Genomic DNA, 21,977 nt, shown 5'->3' on the forward strand with positions numbered 1-21,977 from the left:
GTTTCTTTTATTTACAGACAAGAATTTTTAAAAATTCTTATCTGCATAAGTGCAACTAAAGCTTTTCCTGCGCCAAAGGCTTGACAAAGCCAAGTTTTCTAATCAGGGAATGATTTGTAAACGTTGATTGAGAGGATATAATTCGATAAAGTGGAACTGATAAGTATAGAGACGTGATAGTGAAAGGAGTACCACGATGGCCAAACTCCTCGTAGTAGATGATGAGAAACCAATTGCTGATATCTTAAAGTTTGCCCTAGAAAAAGAAGGACATCAGGTTGTATGTGCTTATGATGGAGAAGAGGCGCTTCGCCTGGTACATCAGGAAAAGCCTGATTTGATATTGTTAGACATTATGTTACCGGGACGGGACGGGATGGATGTATGCCGTCTTGTTCGTCAGGAGTATGACATGCCTATCATTATGTTAACAGCGAAAGATTCTGAGTTAGATAAAGTACTGGGCTTAGAGCTGGGAGCAGATGATTACGTCACAAAGCCTTTTGGTACTCGTGAATTGATTGCGCGGGTAAAAGCACATCTACGCAGACAAAAACCAAAACAAGAAGATCAGAACCGTCACCAATTCCGCATTGGAGAACTGGAAATTGATATGTTCTCCTATACCGTTAAAAAGATGGAAGAAACGCTTGAGCTTACGCACAGGGAGTTTGAATTGCTTGTATACCTTGCCAAGCACCAGGGACAAGTTATGATGCGTGAGCACCTATTACAAGCCGTCTGGGGTTACGACTACTTTGGTGATGTGCGAACGGTTGATGTAACCATTAGACGACTACGAGAAAAAATAGAGGATGATCCTAGCCAACCAACTTATATTATTACGAGACGTGGTTTGGGATATACCATGAAAAACCCGATTCCAGGGGGTTCTACGAATGGGTAAACTGAAGCTGTTTAAAACAGTTCAGTGGAAAGTAGTAGTCATATACGTCATGCTACTCATCATGGCGATGCAGGTGATGGGCGCTTATTTTACAAGAGAAGTAGAGAAGTACTATACCAATAGCTTCACAGAAAGCTTGAATAATCAAGCTTCGCTACTTGCCACCTTGTTAGAAAAACATTTTAGTTCGCCGCGCAATCCGGATGATCAGAGTGTGGCAAATAGTAAAGAAGATATTGATAACTTAATTCGGAACATGTCTAAGGAAGCTAGTGTCCAGGTTGTGGATTCGAATGGTGTAATTATAAGCACTTCGGAAGATAATCCGGCTATCGTAGGACAGAAAACAGCTCAAAAAGAAATAACGATTGCATTGTTAGGTACACGAAATGAATCGATGCGGATTGATCCGATTACGGAAGGGCGAGTCAAAGTACTGGCTGTTCCCATAAAAAAGGGAAGCACGGTCTATGGAGCAGTATATATGGTTGCTTCCGTAGAAGAACTTTATAGAACCATTCGTAAAATCACTACTATCTTTGCCACAGGGACTGCGATAGCTCTAGTTGTTACGGCGATTCTTGGATATTTTTTGGCTCAAACTATTACGAAGCCGGTAAAAGAAATGACCAAGCAGGCAAAGTCGGTAGCAACAGGTGACTTTAACCGTAAAGTACGCGTTTATAGTGATGATGAAATTGGACAATTGGGAATGGCGTTTAACGATATGACTCAGCGGTTAAAGGAGGCAGTACTACAGGAAGAAGAAGAACGGGAAAAGCTGTCTCAGATCCTCACGAATATGAGTGATGGCGTTATAGCTACCAATCGAGATGGTACGATTATTTTAGTGAATCGGTCTGCTGAAGATATCTTGGAAGTAAAAGAGAAGGATGTGTTAGAGCAGAATCGAACGATCTATGATGTATTACGGCTTCCTCCTGAGGAAGAGATGCCTTTGTTTGCTGAAGGAGCCCCCTTATTACTAGAAATGATGGTTTCCAATCGGGAAATTGTTATGTTACGTGTGCTAATTACACCATTACAACAGGATAGCGGGAAAAAGGGTGGAATTATTGCCGTTTTGCAGGATGTTACCGAACAAGAAAGAACGGAGCAACAACGACGTAATTTTGTCGCCAATGTCTCCCATGAGCTTCGTACTCCTCTTACAACGATAAAAAGCTATACAGAGGCGCTTATTGATGGAGCGGTAGATGAACCTGAAGTATCGAATCAATTTCTGCGAGTGACCATGAATGAAACAGAGCGCATGATTCGCCTGATTAATGATCTCCTGCAATTGTCACGATTCGATTCGCAAGGCGTTTATTTGAACCGGACTCATGCAAATCTGTCGGGTTTACTTACGTATGTGTCTCAACGATTTGCCATGCAGGCGGAACAGAAGGGCATTACGCTGTTTTTTACAGAATCAGGTGGACTTACGAACGTCTATCTGGATGAGGATGCTATTACGCAGGTCTTGGATAATTTGTTATCCAACGCAGTTAAATATACGCCAGATCATGGCAGTATCACGTTAAAAGCTTACGCAGATCAGGAAAAATACCGTGCCTATATTACGGTTACCGATACAGGAATCGGGATTCCTAAACGTGATTTGCGCCATATTTTCGAGCGCTTTTATCGAGTGGATAAAGCACGTTCTAGAAACCAAGGTGGGACGGGTCTTGGGCTTGCAATCGCCAGAGAGCTGGTAGAAGCACATGGTGGCGATATCCAGATTACAAGTGAATGGAATGAAGGAACAGAAGTAACCTTCTGGATTCCCCTGATGGAAGGCGGGAAGGTGAGATGATTAACAACGACTGGCTAGAAAAAGTTAAATCAGTGCTACTTGTCTTTTTAGTTCTGCTGAGCGGGGTATTAACCTTCTTACTATTGAACAATCAACCTAAGCTGGAGTTAATATCTCCTGCCACATTTTTTCCATCAGATAAATTAGGTACAACAAAACAGCTTGAAGACCTACTCAGACCGGAATCGATACTGTTTCATTACGGAGAGGATAAACATACAAAGGCGGTATATACAGATGATGTGTATCGCATTTTGATGGGAGAGATCGAAAACTGGTATTTCTCCGAGTTTACTTATTACCCACTTAGTGAACAAAAGTGGGAAGCCTTGACTCGTAATCAAAAAGGTCTTGAATTGCAATATCGCTCGCAGATTCCTATTTCTGTATTAAGCCAAGTGCTGACGATTCGTGGGGATGTTGATCCACGATTAACGGGTGTAGATCGAGTTTGGCTTTATCATGAACAGATGGATGATGCAGTCTATGCATTGTTTTTATCAAAGAAAGATCAAATCTCCTTCCGTGCCAAAACAGCAGTGACATCAAAGGATCTGAACAATTCGTACTTGATGTTTGGTAAATCACTGCCTGAACAGTCGTTACACGTATATAAACAACCTAAGAAATCACCGTATGTCGTACAGGATAGCTTGCCTTATTGGCACATTTACTATTTGCCTAAAAATTCTTCTACCCTTAGTCTTTATAATTACAACTACCTGCCGATTACGCGTAAGCAGTTGTTAGATACGTACTTTCTGGACCCGGGATTGGTTAGGCAGATCGTAGAAAGAGATGGTACCTACATCTATACAGATGGTACTAGATCCATTCAGATTCGGAGTGGTCAGCAATTAATGACGCTTACGTCGCCCACCTGGCAGACAGCGGATACAGATATTGAGCTAAGAGATCAGGTTCAGGAGGCTACCGTATTTATTAATCAGCATATGGGCTGGATTGATGATTTCCGGCTGGAGACGGTAGAGGAACGGATGGATCAGAATGCCCAGGTTGTTTTCAGACAGTATCTGGGTTCGTATCCGTTGATTAGTCAGGATGCTAAATTGATCGATAATATTCAGGTGAATGTGGATAAAGGTCAGGTTCTGTCGATGAGACGATCTCTGATTGATTTAGATACGTTTTTTGGATATAAGGATGAGCAGGTTGGCTCAGGTGAAGAGCTTTTTGCCTACTTGCAGGAAAAAGGAGTAGATATCAATAAGATCAGCGATGTCTATCTTGCCTATCAATTGGTGGAACAGAAGGGATATGTGCAATTAATCCCATCATGGGTTATCGAAATGGAAGGCGTGTATAATAAATTGATAGATGTGCGCAGTGCCAGAGTAAAAGGAGGGCAACCAGTTGGATTGGAGTAGAACCAAAACCATTCTGATTTTTGCCTTTCTCATTCTGAATGTTTTTCTTGGATATCAACTGTATCTATCAAAATTTCAACTAGGACTAGAATCAGATACAGCACAAAACATGCAATGGGAAATGGAAAACTTCTTAGCAAAACAAAATATCACATTGAAGATGGATATTCCACAGGAAACACCTGAACTTAATCATCTGTATGTGGAGTATGTTACATCATCGATAGACGGTCGGGAGCTTCTTGAACAGAAATCATATCTGGAAACAACCACATTGGTTTCTACTTTTTTAAATCCAATAGAGATTCGTGATCCTAAAAGTCCCAAGGATGTTTTGAACCTGCTTCAGGATAAGGTCAAGCATTTAGAGCAATACAAAGAGGATGTACGTTGGTCACTGGAATACCCAAATTATTGGCAAATGCATGATGGTTTACCAATGTTTGTGGCGCCGCTATCATTTCAAATAGAGGGCAACCAGATAAAAGGATACAGACAAACTTACTTGTTGGTGCGTAATCAGGGTTCGGGTCGGAAGATTATCTCTGCATACACGGCACTAAGCTCTTTGATAGAGAAGGAAATGATCAAGAGTGGAGAAACGATTGATAGTATCTCTCTAGGATATTACGGTAATAAATATGATGCTGATATTCAGGTATTGGCTCCGGTATGGAGATTCAAGCATGGCGATAAAGTAGACTACGTGAACGGTTTTCACGGGATCATTGAGAATCCGGCGAACCAATAATGTGGAGAAAACGATTAAGGGGAAAGAGGGATTGTCTTGCAGTTTAGTGTTTTAGCTAGCGGAAGTACAGGAAATGCCATTTATGTAGGAACAGAACGTACTTCTCTATTGGTTGACGTCGGGTTAACAGGAAAGCAGGCGGAAGCGTTACTGCAAGAGGTAGGCGTAAAACCGAATGAACTGCAGGCTATTCTCGTAACGCATGAGCACTCCGATCATATAAAAGGGGTCGGAGTTATGGCGAGACGTTATGGAATTCCTGTCTATACGACGGAGAAAACGTGGGGAGAACTGGATCGATTAATCGGTGTCGTACCAGAATCGCAGCGTCATCTTCTTGAAGTCGGACAAACTATGGAGTTTGGTGATATAACTGTCCAGTCATTCGGGACATCGCATGATGCGGTAGAGCCAATGGGTTTTTGCATGCATCATGAAAATAAGAAAATGACAATTGCTACTGATACGGGATATGTCAGTGACAAAATGAAAGAGATAATAAAGGGATCAGATGCCTATATCTTTGAATCGAATCATGATGTAGACATGCTGCGGATGTCCGCCTATCCATGGAGTATTAAGCAACGAATTTTAAGCGATTTTGGTCATTTATCCAACGAGATGGCTGCTGAAGCTCTGCTTGATATTCTAGGTGGGGAAGCGGAGAGGGTTTACCTTGCCCATTTAAGCAAAGAGAATAACATGATGGATTTAGCCAAATTGACGGTTAAAAACATCCTGGAAGAATCCGGTTTACGTGTGGGCGACGATGTTTATTTACGTGAGACGTATCCGCATCGTCCAACTAGAATGGAGAAACTATAGACCGCTTGATATGTAACTCTTCTACCATTCCATAACCTTTCCATATTTCTAACGTTAAATTGCCTAAAATCCTGTTTATACTGTTAACACAAGGACAGGGAAGGATTAATTAACAAACCACTCCTATTCTCTTATTCCTTAAAATCGAAAGGAGTAATTGCTATGGGCTATTATGATGATGAATTTTATAATGATAAGAAAAAAAAATCCTCGCAAGGAATGGGAAAAACAATCTTCACTTCGATCACATCAGCAGTAATCGGTGGTCTGGTGGTGATGATGGTAGCTCCGTGGTTAACTCAAGCGGGATACATGAATCCGTTATCAGATACGACTACTACGTCAAAAGTTACGGAACAACATTCTAGCTCTAAACTTGCACAACAGGTGAGTGTGGAAGTTAATACGGCTATTACCAAAGCGGTAGATAAAGTAGACGAAGCAGTGGTTGGTATTATTAATATTCAACAAGTAAGCAATCCGTGGAGCAGAGAGAGTCAAGCAGTAACAAGCGGTGAGGGATCGGGCGTTATCTTTGAAAAGAAAGATGGAAAAGCCCATATCATCACTAACAATCATGTTATTAAAGGGGCAGAGAAATTAGAAGTAAGTCTGATCAGTGGAGAACGGATAGAAGCAAAAGTGCTTGGTCATGATGAAAGAACGGACATTGCTGTATTGGAGATAGATGGTTCCAAGGTTAACAAGGTTGCAGAACTGGGTGACTCCAGTACATTAAAAGTCGGGGAGCCGGTAATTGCTATTGGTAACCCGCTAGGAATGGAATTCTCAGGAACTGTAACACAAGGAATTGTGAGCTCTACCAACCGTTCCATGCCAATGGATATTAATGAAGATGGAACAGTTGACTGGGAACTGGATGTTATTCAAACAGATGCAGCTATCAATCCCGGAAATAGCGGTGGTGCCTTGGTGAACATTGAGGGGCAGGTAGTTGGGATAAATACCTTGAAGATCTCTAAAAATGGTGTAGAAGGGCTAGGGTTTTCTATTCCTATCAATGATGTAAAAACAATTATTCCGGCACTCATCAAGGATGGTTATCTAAATCGAGCATATATGGGTGTGGGACCACGTGATCTGACTGATGTGCCACATTATGCGTGGAAAGATGTTCTGAAACTGCCTGAGACCATTCAAGCAGGGGTTGTAGTAATGTCAGTAGGTGAATTATCTCCAGCTCAACAAGCAGGGGTTAAAGAATATGATGTTATTACTCATCTTGATGATGAGCAGATAACAAGTGGTGCTCAATTACTGAAATACCTGACACAAAATAAAAAACCAGGTGACACTGTAGATGTCACGTTGTATCGTGATGGCTTCAAACAGAAAGTAAAAGTTAAACTTGGAGAAAGTCCTAGTCAACAACAACAGCAACAACAGCAACGCTAAAGAAGATTTCCCGGAAAATAATTAATGAGAAAGAGAGGCTGATAGTTGGCCTCTCTTTCTGTGTTATCAGAATGAATATAAGTGTGTAATCAAGTTCTTATGATCGTTTTTTCTACATATTTCCAGTTGTATTATTGAAGCGATAGATTTTTTTTGTGGAATTCAAGTTCAACCACTAGATTTTCAAATTGTTTACCCATCTCACTGTTAGGATCGAACGGATTGGATTGAGGAAGGGAACCAAGCCATACAAACTTATCGTTTTCAGCTAGTTTTACGCCAAGCTCTGGACCCTCTTCTTTAGACATTTTCGCATAGTTATCTTGAGTTACTTTATAAATGTTCAACAAGGATTCTAGATCATCTTGCTGCTTTCCTTCAGGTGCATAAAGGAATGATGTAATCATTTCTACTGCTGGCATAGAATCATCTTTATGTTCGTTAACTTTGATGACATCATTCCATATTTCTGGATATTTCAGAGTAAAACCGCTTTCTTTGCTAGCATATGTTTCTACATCAGCTTCATTTCCGTGTCCATCATCAAATTGTTCAGTGCCCAAATTCTCCGTTGAAGTCTGGCTGCCTGTTTTTGTAGGAGCTTCAGACTGAGGTTTTGAGCAGGCTGTAAAAGCGAACAACAATAATACTGTCAAAGAAGTAAGTGCGATTTTGTAGGTTCTTTTATTCATTGTAGTTGTGGCATCCCCTTGTATGTTTTGTTGCTATTGTGACCTAAATCAGAATATCAGATATTATTTTAAATAAGGTGACAATAAGATTACAAAACATATAAAATTGACATCTTTACTTGGATCGCATGTGTAAAAAATGATTTCGAGAGGAAAAAAATATAATGAATGACAATATTTATTGTCGGTAATTTCACAAAATTAAATTGAGATGTAATGTTTTAACATTGTATAATAAGGTAACGGTTTGCTCTGGATACATATAAGGTTACCCGTTCGTTAATGTTTAATGAAAGCGCTTAAATGTTAAGATGGGATGTTTTTTTCGGTGGCTTTGCAAACCAGTTGGTTTTTCCAAAATAGAAGTGGAAAGGTGAGTGTATGCATGTCACAAGAAACACTACTGATGAGAGAAGAGAGAGAAACAATCGTCGAATTTGGAATTAAGATGGCTAACAGTACATTAACAACTGGTACAGGTGGTAACCTTAGTATTATGAACCGTGAATTAGGATATATGGCAATTACACCAACTGGCGTTCCTTATGAAACGATGAAACCAGAAGATGTAGTTATCATGGACCTTGAGAATAACGTTATTGATGGCAAATTGAAACCATCCAGCGAATTCGATATGCACTCCATTGTATATCGCAATCGTACCGACGTAGATGCATTGGTACATTGCCACGCTATCTATGCGACTACTCTATCCACACTTCGTTTGCCATTGCCGGCAGTTGATTATCTAGTGGCGCATGCTGGTGGTAAAGACGTACGTTGTGCAGAATATGCAACGTATGGTTCCCCAGAGTTAGCGGTAAACGCACTGAAGGGTATGGAAGGCAGAACAGCGGTTCTTCTTGCTAACCACGGCTTGAACTCGGCTGGTAAAACTATGGCAGAAGCATTTGCTAAAGCAGAACAATTGGAATTCTGTTCCCAATTATATTTGCAGGCTAAAGCAGCAGGAGAGCCTGTGATCTTGTCTGATGAAGAAATGGAACGCAATGTTGAAAAATTCAAGACTTATGGGAAACAAGACTAATAATATCTATGTAATAGTAAGAGATGCGCTCGGGAAACCGGGCGCTTTTTTATTGTATCCTTATACACTACTGTAGTGGGCTGCAGAAGAAGGAAAGTGCAAAAGGTTGCGATGCTACGCAGTATCTCATGGGTTGCACTTTTAGATCCGCCCTCTTTGTTATGTAACTAGGTAGGACCTTAAAGGTTCTGGACAAAAAATGTGCTTCTTCTGCTAACGGTTTTAGGTAACAAAGAGAACCAACTGCCCGAAAAACCAGCTTCTCTTTTCACACAGAGTGTCTTGGCGAAGCCCAACTCAGCGGAGCATTATTTATCGGGAAAAAGAAGCGAGATCCAGCAAGTCTTACAGTGAATACATCGTTTTGAGCTTCCCCGATGAATAGTGCGGAGCGGACAGTCCAGCCACCAGAAGGGCGAAGACTCTAGCGAAGGGTGAAAAGAGAAGCTGGTTTTTTCCACAAAAGCCGGATGAAATCTAACCTTGAAGTAAAATCTTTGTTATGTTATTCCCTGTTATGGGACGATCTACATGAAAATATGTTAAAGAGAGGTGATGTAGATAAGTAATAACAGACTGTATAGATAGAAATCATGCTATATAGAGACTGGTTATTTCAAAAAAATGTAAAGTGAGATTGACGATAAAAAGATAGTGGAGCAAAATAAAGTAATAGTCTGTTTTTTAGCAGGCTGCTCATCCGTTTACCATAATAAATGAGACGAAAAGGGATGTACAGATTGTAACAGACAGGTTTTATTACTCAATCCCCATTTCGAACATGATGGGAAAGTTTACGAAGATAATACATCATTACAGTAAGAGTTAGATTATCGAAGGGAGAGAGAGTATGTTACATCCAGTATTGATTGAAAGAATGCTTCAAGCTGCTCTTCAAACAGGTGGCGATTTTGCTGATATATTTGTGGAAGATAAGGTAAGCAACAATCTAACCATGCTTGGTGGAACGGTAGAAAATGCATTGTCAGGACGAAATTATGGGGTAGGCATTCGTATTTTGAAAGGATCGTTTTCTGTCTATGCCTTTACGAATGATTTTCGGGAAGAGAATTTGCTCAAGGTAGCTACTTCAGCTGCACAAGCAATTACAGGAACACCTGGTAATCACACAATTGATCTCAGAAAAACAACGCTGGATAATGAGCACGTTATTCACCTAATGCCGAATGATGTGACCAAGAAACAAAAAATCGAATGGATGCGCCGTGCACATGAAGCGGGGAAAAATTATGATCCAATCATTTCACAAACGGAGATTTCTTATAATGACTATACGCAAAATGTCTTAATCGCTAACTCTGATGGTCTTTTTGTGGAGGATAGCCGAACACGTACGCGTTTGGGTATTAGATGTATTGCTTCAGATGGTCCAGAAAAGCAGGCAGGATATTTTGCTCCAGGTGCTCATGCGGGAGCAGAGTTCATTCAGGATATGGATATAGAGTGGTATGCACGTGAAGCTGCCCGAAGTGCGAAGACAATGCTTCATGCCGGCTATGCCCCAAGCGGCAAGCTGCCTGTAATTATTGATAACGCATTTGGAGGAGTAATCTTCCATGAAGCATGCGGACATGGCCTGGAATCAACCAGTGTTGCCAAGAAGGCTTCTGTATTCGCAGATAAAGTAGGGGAATACGTAGCTTCTCCGTTAGTAACAGCTATTGATGATGGTACAATTGCAAATGAATTCGGTTCTTCCAGAATCGATGACGAAGGTGCGAGAACTAGACGCAATGTACTGATCGAGAATGGTGTGTTAAAAGGATATCTGATCGATAAGCTGGGTGCGAGAATGATGAATACCGAATCAACCGGTTCAGGTCGTAAAGAGTCCTATAAATTCGCGCCCGCTTCCCGTATGAATAATACGTATATTGCAGCTGGCGATTCGACACCTGAAGAAATTATTGCAAATACAGAATACGCCCTTTATGCCAAGTATATGGGTGGTGGATCAGTGGATCCTGCCACCAGTGAATTTAACTTTGCGGTTAATGAAGCGTACATCGTTCGAAACGGAAAAATTGAAGAGCCAGTAAAAGGTGCAACTCTCATTGGAACAGGTATCGAAACCTTGAAAAATATTGATATGGTAGGAAACAATCTCTCCTATGGCCAAGGTATGTGCGGTTCGGTCAGCGGTAGTATCCCTGTAAATGTAGGGCAACCAATGATTCGCGTATCGCAAATGACAGTTGGCGGTAGAAAGGGGGAATAGAGAATGGACGTGAAACAATTCCAGGAAAGACTGTTTCAAGAGGGAAAAGAGCTAGGCTTTACCGATATGGAAGTATATTATAGTAGAAGTAGTTCTACCAATGTAAGTGTCTTTAAAAAGGAGATCGATACCTACACGATTAAGGAGAGCGGTGGCCTATCCTTCCGTGGTGTAATTGATGGGAAAATGTGCTACTCCTTTACCGAAAAAATAGATGAAAATTCAATCAAGATATTGCTGGAAGAGGCAAAAAGCAATGCCGAAGTATTAGAAAGTAATGAACAGGAAGAGCTTTTTAGTGGATCAGAGAGTTATGCTGAGGTAAAAACATATGCGGAAGAATTGGCAAGCACTTCGCCAAAAGAACTGATTGACGCCGCACAACTTCTGGAACAGATTGCAAGTGAAGCAGATCCACGTATTACACTGGTTAACAGAGTCGGGGTCAGTACGTCAGAAGGCGAAACCATGATTACCAATACCAAGGGACTTTCCTGCCACTCTCGTTATACCATTGCCTCCGCCAGACTTCAAGTAGTATCAGAAGAAAACGGAAGTACCACTTCCGGTTATGATTTTGCCTATACAACGGATCATTTTGAAGACCTGGATATTCCAAAGCTGGCTCAACGTGCAGTAGAGAATGCTCTCTCCCAGTTAGGTTCAGCAAGTGTGAAATCGGCTCAATATCCAGTGATCCTGCGCTATGATGCGGCAAGTGATTTACTCGCAACTTTTACTTCTATATTCTCAGGAAGTGCTGTTGAAAAAGGGTTCTCTCGCTTAGCAGGGAAGCTGAATCAGCAAGTGGCAGGTAGCAACATCACGATTGTAGACGATCCGCTTATGGAAGGAACAATGGGATGTACGTCTTTTGACGCTGAGGGTATGGCGACGAAAAAAGTGGAGGTTGTAAAGAATGGGCAATTACAAACCTTCCTGCATAACCGTAAAACTGCTAAAAAAGCAGGCGTAGAATCCACAGGCCACGCTTCCAAGGATGGTTATCGTGACAGCATTTCGGTGGCGCCACATAATTTGTTTATTCAACCAGGTGAGCATTCTTTGGATGAAATAGTAAGTGTAATTGACAAAGGCTTGCTTATTACCGATCTGGATGGTCTTCACTCTGGTACTAGCCCAATTTCCGGTGATTTTTCGCTTTCCTGCCGTGGTTTTTACATTGAAGGCGGTAAGATTACGAAGCCTGTCTATCAGATAACTGTTTCAGGCAATATGCTGGAGCTATTGAATCAGGTAGAGGAGATCGGTAATGATTTGAGATTTATGGGACGAATTAATTCCCCTTCCTTACGGGTTAGTTCGCTTGCGATTTCAGGGTTGTAGGATTCGAGTGAAGGTAAGTTATAGTTAGTAAGGCTCAAAAAGTAGAAAAGCTGGGATCGTCGTTGTCTTTCGATGGTTCTGGCTTTTTTATTTAGATCTTACGTTGGTTGTAGTGGTGTCGTAATTATTTCAAAGCCTCTGGAGATAAAAAATAATGGATAATAGCACCTTTTTATTCCAAATATTATAAAATATTTGACTAATTTGTGAACAAAACTAATAATATATAGAAAGGGGGTTGATTGACTTGGAATCTAAAGTAAAAATATTGAATTATGTGAAGTATGTTGGAGGAACTGTCCTCTTCGTTGGAATCATTACTTTTCTAATTGGTTTTTTGCAAAATAGTCATAATATTTTGACTCCTGTTGGCGTCGGTGCAGTTGTGGGTGCTGTTTTTATCTTTCTAATGGGATCATTTTTTGTAGTGACGGAGGAAATGTTGGAGAAAAGATCTGACCATGAAAAAACGATTTCCATGATAGGAATACCCGAAGAGTGAGCTTAAAGCCTTTTCCTTGTATTCGTTGTTATAACATGTATGATTGAAAAGAAAAATGCAGCCGACCTCCTGAGGAGAGGTGGCTGCATTTTTGTAATTACTATGGAATTTGATAACCCCAGATCATGGTTAGCAATGTACCGAAGACGGTAGCGAGGGCAATGATTAATCCGTAATATACGTTTGTATAAATTGCCCCTTTATCCTTAGTTTCACCAGCGTGCATAAACACAACTAGCTGAAGACCTGCTTGTATGAATGCTGTGACAAGAAGGATTGTTATGCCTACTGTAAATGACATTTCTAAGAAATACACCGAAAGTGCAGTTACAGTCAGAATCATTGAAAATACAAAACCCATTACTTGTTTAGCTGGGAATAATTCTTTCATGTTTACATCATTCCTTTCAGGTAAACGAAGCTGAAGATGAAGATCCAAACTACGTCTAGGAAATGCCAATAAAGTGAAAAGATGAATGATTTATTGGCAGTTTCAGGAGTCAACCCTTGCTTTCTGACTTGCATCAAGATAAATAATCCCCAGAACAGACCAAACGTAACGTGCGCTCCATGTGTACCTAAGGTTAATAACAGGATAGATGTAAAGGCACTAGTTTGGAGTCCTGCACCAATAGAAACATAGTGAACGAACTCATAAATTTCAACTCCTAGGAAACCTGCACCCAGAAGAAGCGTAGTAGTAAGGAATGCCATCATCGCTTTCTTGTTGCCAATACGCATGGCATGAATAGCAAGACCGATGGTAAAACTACTTGTTAACAGTACGATTGTTTCGATTAATACTGGAGTGATTTCAAAAATCTCTGCTCCAGTGGGGCCACTTCCCGTACGATCAACTAATACGAAATATGACGCAAATAGCGTGGCAAAAAGCATAATCTCAGCACCAAGGAAGATCCAAAAGCCTAAGATTTTCGTTTGATTTTCTTCAGTACTATATTCGAGTGGCAGCGAGTTATCTATTTTCATTATTTAAGCACCTCGCAATTTTTTTTCTGTCTCTTCAATTTCTCTAACGGAAATGTAACGACCATGATCTTGCTCGAAGGATCGATGAGCCAAACAAGCAAAGATACCGATTGTTGTAATGATTACTGTGGTCCACATGGCGAATATAAATGCAAAGCCCCATAAGAAGAAGATACAAGCCATAATAAACGGCATACCGCTGTTATTTGGCATATGAATTTTTTCTAATTCACCTTTATATAACACATGCCCATTTTTCTTGGAATCCCAGAATGCCTCACTTGAATTAACATGTGGTACCTGAGCAAAGTTATACTCCGGTACTGGACTATGAGTAGCCCACTCCAGTGAACGAGCATCCCATGGATCGGAACCAATATTTCTTGGGGAATAACGAATGCTGTAATAGACGTTGTAAACGATTAAAGCAAAACCTATCGCGAGCCCAATCGCTCCAATAAACGAAATCATATTCCATATGCCAAATCCAGTTGATTCAGAGTATGTGTACATACGACGTGCTTGACCATCTAAACCGGAGATAAACATTGGCATGAATGTTACCAAAGTATTGATTGAGATAAACCAGAATGCCCATTTCCCAATACGTTCGTTCAGCTTGAAGCCGAACATTTTTGGCCAATAGTAAGTGAGACCAGCAAGCATTGCGAATACAACACCAGGTAAAATAACCATATGGAAGTGAGCTACCAGAAACATTGTATTATGGTATTGATAGTCAGCGGCTGACATCCCAAGCATAACGCCGGTAACCCCACCGATTGTAAAAATCGGGATGAAACCTATTGAATAAAGCATTGGAACAGTAAACTCAATTTTACCTTTCCAGAGAGTAAACAACCAGTTAAATATCTTAACCCCGGTCGGAACGGCAATCGCCATTGTCGTAATCGAGAAGATACTATTTGTTAGTGCTCCCTGACCCATTGTAAAGAAATGGTGAGTCCAAACCAAGAAGGACAATAGAGAGATGATAACCATTGAGCCAACCATCGATTTATAGCCGTACAGATTGCGGCGTGCAAAGGTTGAGATAACCTCACTATAAATACCAAACGCTGGCAAAATTAAGATATATACTTCTGGATGTCCCCAAACCCAGAACAAGTTAGCCCAAAGCATATCCATACCACCATTAGCAGTGGTAAAGAAATTTGTTGCAAAAAGCCGGTCCATAGTACCCATTAGAAGCGCCACTGTTAAGACAGGGAAAGCGAAAACAATGATAACGTTAGTTACCAAAGTAGACCATGTGAACATTGGCATCTTCATTAATGTCATACCAGGTGCTCTCATTTTAAGAATCGTCGTGATAAAGTTAATACCCGTTATCATTGTACCGAGGCCGGATATCTGGAGAGCAAACATATAATAATTTGTTCCTACAGATTCACTAAATTCGTTACCCGCAAGTGGGAAATAAGAAGTCCAACCTGAATCTGGAGAACCACCGATAACGAAAGAGATGTTTAATAACATTGCACCCATAAAGAATAACCAGAAGCTTAGTGCATTCAAACGCGGAAACGCTACGTCACGAGCTCCAATTTGCAGTGGAACAACAAAGTTCATAAAGGCTATAACGAACGGCATAGCCATAAATATGATCATAACGAGACCATGCGTTGTAAATACTTCATTATAGTGCTGTGCATCTAGTAACCCGTTCTCAGGAACGGCTAGTTGTGCACGCATCATAATAGCATCTACTCCGCCGCGGAATAGCATCAGCAATGCAGAGATCAGATACATAATCCCGATACGCTTATGGTCAACGGTTGTTAACCATTCACGCCATAGATATCCCCATTTTTTAAAATAGGTTAAGCCAGCGATAATTGCGACAACAGTAAGTCCAATGGCAACCATCGAAGCGTAAATCGCAGGACTTGGATGTGGTACGGCAAATCTATCAAAGAAATCCATACTAGTTAACTCCTTTCGGATAACATATTACTTGAAATGTAAAATCAGCTACTATTAAACTTAAAAAACTTTAATGCTTACATTGTTCGGATTCTCTCTCTTCAGAAATCTTACGAGAATCATTTAGAACCGTGATTATGTCCACCATTTTCACCTTCTGGAGCTGGTGAGAAATCTAAATGCGTTCCTGTAAAAGTTAATTGTCCAAGATGACCTGGTTTAATTAGTTCATTGAAATGTTCTTCAGTAAGAGGCTTGGCAGTTTCTTTAACTTCTTTTACCCATTCATTAAATTTAGCTTCAGGCATTGCTTTTACGTTGAAAGTATTTTCAGCGAATCCTTTACCACTAAAGTTAGCATTTCGTCCCATAAATTCACCTGGAGCATCTGCTGCTAGGTGTAATGTGGTAACCATGTCTGCCATCGCGTATTTTTGTCCCCCAAGTTGTGGAATCCAAAAACTGGTGATCGGACCGTATGAGTAAAGTTTAAATTCAAGTGCTCGGTCTGTAGGAATATACAGGTAGTTTACGGTTTCAATATTCTCTTCTGGATAACTAAAATGCCACTTCCAGTTAGATGTAGAAGCATAAACAACTAAAGGCTTTTTATCTTCATATCCTACAGGTCTTGCTTCAACTTTATAGTTACTTTGAACAGAAACAATTGAAAGGAAAACTACGATTAAAACTGGAATCCCGACACAGATTGCTTCAACAATTGCATTCCCTTCAATGTGAGGAGGTTCATAATCTACACTTTGTTTAGAAGCACGGTACTTTACTAACATAAATACTAAAAGTACGAAAACGACAATGACAATAAACGACATTAACAAAATAGAAAGCATAATATCATTGGCTTGAGTTTGAGCTTGTGGCCCTTTAGGGTCCAAAACCGTTAATGGTTCACAACCGGTTAGCACGGTGATAATAGTGAAAACTACTGTTAAAAAAAACCACTTTCTTTTCATAGTCGTACCCCTTTCTTGAACTGACTATCGAGATTTTAAATATGATCGATAGTCTTCCGTATCTAGAGCAGCATGAAGACTAGTTTCCATATTTTTTCTCGTATTTACTTGTTTTTCTTCCATAAAGACCTGATCAGGAATGAAGATGGGAATGCAGCGGAAGGATAAAACATAGGAACTAATTCTCCCATCTGCTTCTATAAAAAGGGACGATGTTGTTGTCCGTATAAAATACATCTCGGTGAGTCATTTAATTTAAGAACCGAGTGGATGTATTTTTGTCTTTTTTATGTCTCCATCCCCTAACTGTGAATGCAACGGAAATAGTAACGTTCAATAAATTGTAAATAACTCCGTCGAAACAGATAAGTCAGAAAGAAAACAATATTAATTCAACCTTATCCTAGTTAACAATTAAAAAAATGTCTCCATCCAGTTTAAAAATGTTTCACCCATCCATGTTCAATGATTTGAAACAATTAAGACAAAAATTAGTCACATTTAAACATCGTTGCTAGTAACACAGACAATTTAAGCAAGACTAAAATTGGAAAAAGTATAACTTATGTCCAAAATTGGGCGTTGTTATGTTGGTGAGGAGATCAAAAGGTTAAGATGGAGTACCTTATTACTCATGTACGGGAATAGGATTAGTAAGAAATATCAAAAAAAGTTCACAAGCTGTCACAATATGTGTCTTCTTTCGGTATAACAACAGGTCATAGTTTGTGTTAGTAAAGGTAAGAGCTATTATAAGAGCATATAAGTTGAAATGAATGTTTTGGTTCTATAAACTTATAACTAATAAACTTATTAACTTATCTGAGTGAGTGTAAGGATGTGAATTCCTTTATGTCTTGGAAGCCCAATCGCGAAAGTCCAATACCAGTCTACAAGCAAATTGTCCAATATCTAGAACAGCGGATTTCCAATGGTGAATATCCACCGGGAACATTGCTTCCTTCCGAACGTTTGCTTTCAAAAGAATTAGGAGTAAACCGTTCGACAATCGTAGCTGCCTATGAGGAATTACGTGCTTTTGGTATTGTAGAAAGCCTGCAGGGGAAAGGGACCCTCGTAAGTAAAAACATATGGGGTACATCTCGCAAAAGAAGTCCGAACTGGGAGAAGCTGATCGAAACAGGGTCATTTCTACCGAACACCACAATGATGCGCGCTATAAGGAAAGAAAATTTCGATCTTGATCTCATCGATCTGGCAAGCGGAGAGCTTTCACCCGACTTATCTGCTACTCAATATTTTCGCAAAATCATGTCCAACGAGGATTTTAACTATCAAGTAGGATATGATCATTCTCAAGGGAATTTAGTACTGCGTGAAACCATTGCATCACATCTGAAAAAAATGAAAAATATACATGCAACCCCTTCATCTGTGTTGATTACTTCTGGGGCACAGCAGGCCTTGTATCTAATCGTCCAGTGCTTACTTAAACCAGGGGATGCAGTTGCGATTGAAGACCCTTCTTATTGCTATTCGTTGTCCTTATTTAAATCAGCAGGTATAAGACCTTATTTATTGCCTGTTGATGATCATGGAATTAATCCGGATGATATCGTTACATTACATAAGCAGCATCGCATAAAAATGGTATTTCTTAATCCTAATTTTCAAAATCCCACTGGGTCGTTTCTCGACATGGAACGAAGAAAGCGGGTACTGGAAATTTCCTCTAGCTACGGAATACCGATTATTGAGGATGATCCATACAGTTTAACTACTTTTGACAAGACACATATGTCAACGTTAAAATCCATGGATCAAAATGGAACCGTTCTCTATGTTAGTTCTCTAAGCAAAACCGTCGCTTCTGGATTGCGAATTGGATGGATTTTTGGCCCTCAAACAGTAATTGAACGTTTGGCGGATGCAAAACAGCAGATCGATTTAGGACCTAGCATTATTCCTGAATGGATTGCTAACCAGTTTTTATCGTCTGCGGATTTCTCGACACATATGAGCAAGCTTCGTGAGTCGCTTACATTTAATAGAGACAAAATGGTTTTCTCGCTATATGACCAGCTCGAGGACCAGGTAGAGTTTTTAGTCCCTGAGGGTGGCATTCATATCTGGTGTAAAGTAAAGGCGGACGTTAACGAACAACAATTATTAAAAGAGGCAATGAAAAGAGGAGTTGCTTTTGTACCTGGAAGAGTTTTCGGGACAGAGAAAGGATATGCTCGTTTTACATTCGGCCGTGCTCGAGAAGAGCATATTTATGAAGCGATTTCTCGTTTTTCAGGTGCTTTACGTAGCTTAAAATGAGGTAACTGATAACGAATAAATAAGGGCTGTTCTGTAAAGTAGGGTTTCTACTTGCAGGACAGCCCTATTTTAGGTTGGGATAGGAGGTGAGAAGAGGGAATTTCTAAAAAAGGATTTTATTCCCCTAGTAAAATTTTTATTCAAAACTTCCGATTAATATTAATGTAGATATTGTTATTCATTATAAAAATATTTTTTGTTGAATGAAGAAAATCAAATGGTATTAGAACGGAAAGAGTGAGAAGAGATTATAATGCTTCTCAGCTGCGAAAGGAAAGAAGACAACTATGAATTCAATAAAAAGTCAAATGTTATGTCTATTTTTGCCGGTCATCATACTAATGGTAGTAGTAATGTCAGGAGTATCCTACTTTAAAAGTAATACGATGATGATTGAACAGGTCGACTCTACAATGCACGCAGAATTAGAAAAAGGGATAGAGTCAATTAATCTATCCTTGCTAGCGCATGAAAAGACGCTACAAGCACTTTCATTAGACATTAAGGAAAATCCCAAACTGACAAGAGATGAATACCTGAAAAAAATGATGGCTATATTGCCAACAAATGATGAAACTTTTGCAGTAGGCGTTTTTTTTGAGCCGAACAAGCTAGATCCACAGGTTGGAACACTAGCTTATTTTGTTACTCAAAATGATGGTGTTATGACTGTTGATGATTCATTCAGTAATATAGATTACACAACAGAGGTATATTATAAGGATGCAAAAAACTTAAAAGAGGGAGAGTTGAAATGGACAGAGCCCTATACAGATGCAATTACTGGTGTGTCAATGGTCACAACTATTACTCCTCTCTATTATAATAATCAATTTATAGGTATAGTTTCTGCTGACTTGAAATTGGATCAAATCATGAAAATGTTATCAAACATTAAAGTTGGCGAAACAGGCGAGCCTATGCTCATAACTGGAGAAGGACTGTTTTTACATGATATAGTTTCTGAAAATGTTATGAAGAATTACATTCAAGATAATTCCAGTCAATCGTTAAAAACCCTCGGAAATGAAATGTTACAAAAAGTAAATGGACAATCGTTTATTAATGATGAGGGTGGCTACGGCGACGCCAAAGCCTATTACGATACAGTTAAGAAAACAGGCTGGAAGTTAGCATTCTTTATTTCAAATGAAGAAATAAATGCTTCATCTAAAGAATTATTACTAACTCTGTCAATAATAGGAATTATCGCTGTATTTGTTGTCGGCTCAGCAATTTTTATTTTTACAAGAAAACTGGGAAAACGATTGAAACGATTAGAAGATATGAGTAGGGTAATGGGTGAGGGAGACTTTACTGGTGTATTACAGATAACGAAAGAGGATGAGATAGGGAATATCGGGAATGCCTTCAACAAGATGTCTGAGACACTAAGGGGAGTCGTACGAGATGTTGCTAGAGACGCTGAGCATGTTAGTGCTACTAGTCAGGAATTAAGTGCTACCTTCGAGGAAATTACGAGTCAGATGGAACTAATTAACCGTTCCTCTGCTGAAATAGCGATGGGTTCACAAGATACAAGTGCTAGTAGTGAAGAGATAAGTGCTTCGATTGAAGAAGTGTCTATTCATGTACAAGAACTAGCCAAGACAGCACATGAAAGTAATCGGGAAGCAATCGAAATCAAAGAGAGAGCCGTTCACATAAGAAATACTGCAGAGCAATCTATCGAGCATACAAAAAAATTATATGAAGAAAAAGAAAAAGCGATCGTAGCAGCAATTGAAAATGGAAAAGTTGTTAGTGAAATAAAAGTAATGGCCGATGCTATTGCAAGTATTGCTAATCAAACAAATCTGCTTTCTTTAAATGCAGCTATAGAGGCGGCAAGAGCCGGAGACAGCGGAAAAGGGTTTGCTGTAGTAGCCCAGGAAGTACGAAAACTGGCCGATGAATCAGAGAAAACAGCTTTACAAATCCATGCAACAATTGAAAGTACGCAAAAAGCTTTTGATGATCTAACTCATGATGCGAATGGAATATTAGAATTCATTGATAAGCAAGTCATGACAAATTACGATCTCTTCCATGATACTGGCAAAAAATACAATGAAGATGCTGATTTTATAAGCCGAATGTCCAAAGATATCGCAACCATGTCAGAGAATGTTTCCCATACGATGAAGGAAATCTCAGATGCTATTGAAAATATGGCAAACATTGCCCAAAGAACCACAGAAAATACAGAAGAAATACAGAACAGTATTTCAGATACCAATGAAGGCATGAGACAAATCTCTCAGACTTCACAAGATCAGGCAAATGTAGCACAATCTTTAAACGATGTGGTGCAGCAATTCAAAGTGTAGAAGCTATGAGGGTATGAATAACAAGTAAAAGCATATTCATTCAAGTGAAGTGGTCTAAAGCGTGTAGAGAATGTACGAAGAGGTACAGATCTACACGCTTTTTCATTCTATACAGAAGGTATAACAAGCAAATCGATCAATACCCTATGATTTATTTACTGACTGGGGTAGACTAAAAGGTGCATCATACAAGATAAATACATAGCTTCTCTGGAATATGTAGCATTTTGTTAGGAGGAGCATTTCAAATAAAGCGAGGAACCATTCATATGACGAACAAAGTAAAAACTATTGTAATACAAGGAAAAGAAACACCCATCCACGAGGAGCATCCCATTCGTGTCAGTTGCATGGAACATATAGATGTAGAGTTGGACGATTACGTGAACTACCATGATGTAGCACCAGATACCTTTGCCATTGGAGATGTAGAGCTAGGCGAGATTGCTTCCACTTGTATGGAATGCGGTCAGCCAGGAAAAGTTGTATTACTGCATGTGAAAGGAATGTAGG

At 39.7% G+C, this 21,977-nt stretch carries 18 protein-coding genes; 13 read left to right on the forward strand and 5 right to left on the reverse strand.

What is annotated here, in order from left to right:
• Positions 1–196 precede the first annotated feature (196 nt).
• The 6 genes from yycF (at position 197) to LM917_RS13425 (ending at position 7,109) form a co-directional block, all read left to right on the forward strand.
• Positions 197–907, forward strand: a complete 711-nt coding sequence (gene yycF / locus LM917_RS13400) for a response regulator YycF (RefSeq protein ID WP_232698033.1) — start codon at positions 197–199, stop codon at positions 905–907.
• Positions 900–2,729 carry a cell wall metabolism sensor histidine kinase WalK gene (gene walK, locus LM917_RS13405; RefSeq protein ID WP_232698034.1) on the forward strand — a complete coding sequence of 610 codons (1,830 nt, stop codon included), beginning with the start codon at positions 900–902 and terminating at the stop codon, positions 2,727–2,729. Before yycF ends, walK begins: the two co-directional genes overlap by 8 nt.
• Complete coding sequence (locus tag LM917_RS13410) at positions 2,726–4,117, forward strand: YycH family regulatory protein (RefSeq protein WP_232698035.1); 1,392 nt, start codon at positions 2,726–2,728, stop codon at positions 4,115–4,117. Before walK ends, LM917_RS13410 begins: the two co-directional genes overlap by 4 nt.
• Positions 4,104–4,868: a two-component system regulatory protein YycI gene (locus LM917_RS13415; protein WP_232698036.1), complete on the forward strand. Its 765-nt coding sequence runs from the start codon at positions 4,104–4,106 to the stop codon at positions 4,866–4,868. The genes LM917_RS13410 and LM917_RS13415 overlap by 14 nt, the downstream gene beginning before the upstream one ends.
• Before the next feature lie 30 nt (positions 4,869–4,898).
• Positions 4,899–5,693 (forward strand): MBL fold metallo-hydrolase, encoded by a 795-nt coding sequence (locus tag LM917_RS13420; RefSeq protein WP_232698098.1) that lies wholly within the window; start codon positions 4,899–4,901, stop codon positions 5,691–5,693.
• A gap of 162 nt (positions 5,694–5,855) precedes the next feature.
• Positions 5,856–7,109: a S1C family serine protease gene (locus tag LM917_RS13425; protein WP_232698037.1), complete on the forward strand. Its 1,254-nt coding sequence runs from the start codon at positions 5,856–5,858 to the stop codon at positions 7,107–7,109.
• A 131-nt stretch (positions 7,110–7,240) separates the two neighbouring features.
• Here the strand turns inward: LM917_RS13425 and LM917_RS13430 are convergent, their stop codons facing one another.
• Positions 7,241–7,801: a hypothetical protein gene (locus LM917_RS13430; protein WP_232698038.1), complete on the reverse strand. Its 561-nt coding sequence runs from the start codon at positions 7,799–7,801 to the stop codon at positions 7,241–7,243.
• A gap of 385 nt (positions 7,802–8,186) precedes the next feature.
• Here LM917_RS13430 and LM917_RS13435 point away from each other — a divergent pair, with 385 nt between their 5' ends.
• From LM917_RS13435 to LM917_RS13450, 4 genes are all read left to right on the forward strand, one after another.
• A complete protein-coding gene (locus LM917_RS13435; RefSeq protein WP_232698039.1) occupies positions 8,187–8,849 on the forward strand; it encodes an L-fuculose-phosphate aldolase in 663 nt (220 codons plus the stop codon).
• A gap of 850 nt (positions 8,850–9,699) precedes the next feature.
• Positions 9,700–11,088 (forward strand): TldD/PmbA family protein, encoded by a 1,389-nt coding sequence (locus tag LM917_RS13440; protein ID WP_232698040.1) that lies wholly within the window; start codon positions 9,700–9,702, stop codon positions 11,086–11,088.
• A 3-nt stretch (positions 11,089–11,091) separates the two neighbouring features.
• Complete coding sequence (locus tag LM917_RS13445; protein ID WP_232698041.1) at positions 11,092–12,435, forward strand: TldD/PmbA family protein; 1,344 nt, start codon at positions 11,092–11,094, stop codon at positions 12,433–12,435.
• A 247-nt stretch (positions 12,436–12,682) separates the two neighbouring features.
• Positions 12,683–12,937: a hypothetical protein gene (locus LM917_RS13450; RefSeq protein ID WP_232698042.1), complete on the forward strand. Its 255-nt coding sequence runs from the start codon at positions 12,683–12,685 to the stop codon at positions 12,935–12,937.
• A gap of 100 nt (positions 12,938–13,037) precedes the next feature.
• On the opposite strand, the gene qoxD is transcribed toward LM917_RS13450, so the two are convergent.
• From qoxD to qoxA, 4 genes are all read right to left on the reverse strand, one after another.
• Complete coding sequence (gene qoxD, locus LM917_RS13455; RefSeq protein ID WP_232698043.1) at positions 13,038–13,328, reverse strand: cytochrome aa3 quinol oxidase subunit IV; 291 nt, start codon at positions 13,326–13,328, stop codon at positions 13,038–13,040.
• A 2-nt stretch (positions 13,329–13,330) separates the two neighbouring features.
• Complete coding sequence (qoxC, locus tag LM917_RS13460; protein ID WP_232698044.1) at positions 13,331–13,927, reverse strand: cytochrome aa3 quinol oxidase subunit III; 597 nt, start codon at positions 13,925–13,927, stop codon at positions 13,331–13,333.
• A gap of 3 nt (positions 13,928–13,930) precedes the next feature.
• Positions 13,931–15,874 (reverse strand): cytochrome aa3 quinol oxidase subunit I, encoded by a 1,944-nt coding sequence (qoxB, locus tag LM917_RS13465; protein WP_232698045.1) that lies wholly within the window; start codon positions 15,872–15,874, stop codon positions 13,931–13,933.
• Positions 15,875–15,993: 119 nt separating this feature from the next.
• On the reverse strand, positions 15,994–16,848 hold the full coding sequence (qoxA, locus tag LM917_RS13470) for a cytochrome aa3 quinol oxidase subunit II (protein ID WP_232698046.1): 855 nt from the start codon (positions 16,846–16,848) through the stop codon (positions 15,994–15,996).
• A gap of 852 nt (positions 16,849–17,700) precedes the next feature.
• Here qoxA and pdxR point away from each other — a divergent pair.
• From pdxR to LM917_RS13485, 3 genes are all read left to right on the forward strand, one after another.
• Positions 17,701–19,134 carry a MocR-like pyridoxine biosynthesis transcription factor PdxR gene (pdxR, locus tag LM917_RS13475; RefSeq protein ID WP_232698047.1) on the forward strand — a complete coding sequence of 478 codons (1,434 nt, stop codon included), beginning with the start codon at positions 17,701–17,703 and terminating at the stop codon, positions 19,132–19,134.
• A 287-nt stretch (positions 19,135–19,421) separates the two neighbouring features.
• Positions 19,422–21,464 carry a methyl-accepting chemotaxis protein gene (locus LM917_RS13480; protein ID WP_232698048.1) on the forward strand — a complete coding sequence of 681 codons (2,043 nt, stop codon included), beginning with the start codon at positions 19,422–19,424 and terminating at the stop codon, positions 21,462–21,464.
• Positions 21,465–21,733: 269 nt separating this feature from the next.
• A complete protein-coding gene (locus LM917_RS13485; RefSeq protein WP_232698049.1) occupies positions 21,734–21,976 on the forward strand; it encodes a CxxH/CxxC protein in 243 nt (80 codons plus the stop codon).
• Position 21,977: the final 1 nt, after the last annotated feature.

It is taken from the genome of Brevibacillus daliensis, assembly GCF_021245735.1.
Classification (GTDB): domain Bacteria; phylum Bacillota; class Bacilli; order Brevibacillales; family Brevibacillaceae; genus Brevibacillus_B; species Brevibacillus_B daliensis.

Coding starts and splice junctions, on each gene's coding strand:
- pdxR (WP_232698047.1), top strand. CDS start 17,701: ATGTCTTGGAAGCCCAATCGCGAAAGTCCAATACCAGTCTACAAGCAA.
- qoxD (WP_232698043.1), bottom strand. CDS start 13,328: ATGAAAGAATTATTCCCAGCTAAACAAGTAATGGGTTTTGTATTTTCA.
- LM917_RS13445 (WP_232698041.1), top strand. CDS start 11,092: ATGGACGTGAAACAATTCCAGGAAAGACTGTTTCAAGAGGGAAAAGAG.
- qoxA (WP_232698046.1), bottom strand. CDS start 16,848: ATGAAAAGAAAGTGGTTTTTTTTAACAGTAGTTTTCACTATTATCACC.
- LM917_RS13410 (WP_232698035.1), top strand. CDS start 2,726: ATGATTAACAACGACTGGCTAGAAAAAGTTAAATCAGTGCTACTTGTC.
- LM917_RS13425 (WP_232698037.1), top strand. CDS start 5,856: ATGGGCTATTATGATGATGAATTTTATAATGATAAGAAAAAAAAATCC.
- qoxC (WP_232698044.1), bottom strand. CDS start 13,927: ATGAAAATAGATAACTCGCTGCCACTCGAATATAGTACTGAAGAAAAT.
- qoxB (WP_232698045.1), bottom strand. CDS start 15,874: ATGGATTTCTTTGATAGATTTGCCGTACCACATCCAAGTCCTGCGATT.
- walK (WP_232698034.1), top strand. CDS start 900: ATGGGTAAACTGAAGCTGTTTAAAACAGTTCAGTGGAAAGTAGTAGTC.
- LM917_RS13435 (WP_232698039.1), top strand. CDS start 8,187: ATGTCACAAGAAACACTACTGATGAGAGAAGAGAGAGAAACAATCGTC.
- yycF (WP_232698033.1), top strand. CDS start 197: ATGGCCAAACTCCTCGTAGTAGATGATGAGAAACCAATTGCTGATATC.
- LM917_RS13480 (WP_232698048.1), top strand. CDS start 19,422: ATGAATTCAATAAAAAGTCAAATGTTATGTCTATTTTTGCCGGTCATC.
- LM917_RS13485 (WP_232698049.1), top strand. CDS start 21,734: ATGACGAACAAAGTAAAAACTATTGTAATACAAGGAAAAGAAACACCC.
- LM917_RS13440 (WP_232698040.1), top strand. CDS start 9,700: ATGTTACATCCAGTATTGATTGAAAGAATGCTTCAAGCTGCTCTTCAA.
- LM917_RS13430 (WP_232698038.1), bottom strand. CDS start 7,801: ATGAATAAAAGAACCTACAAAATCGCACTTACTTCTTTGACAGTATTA.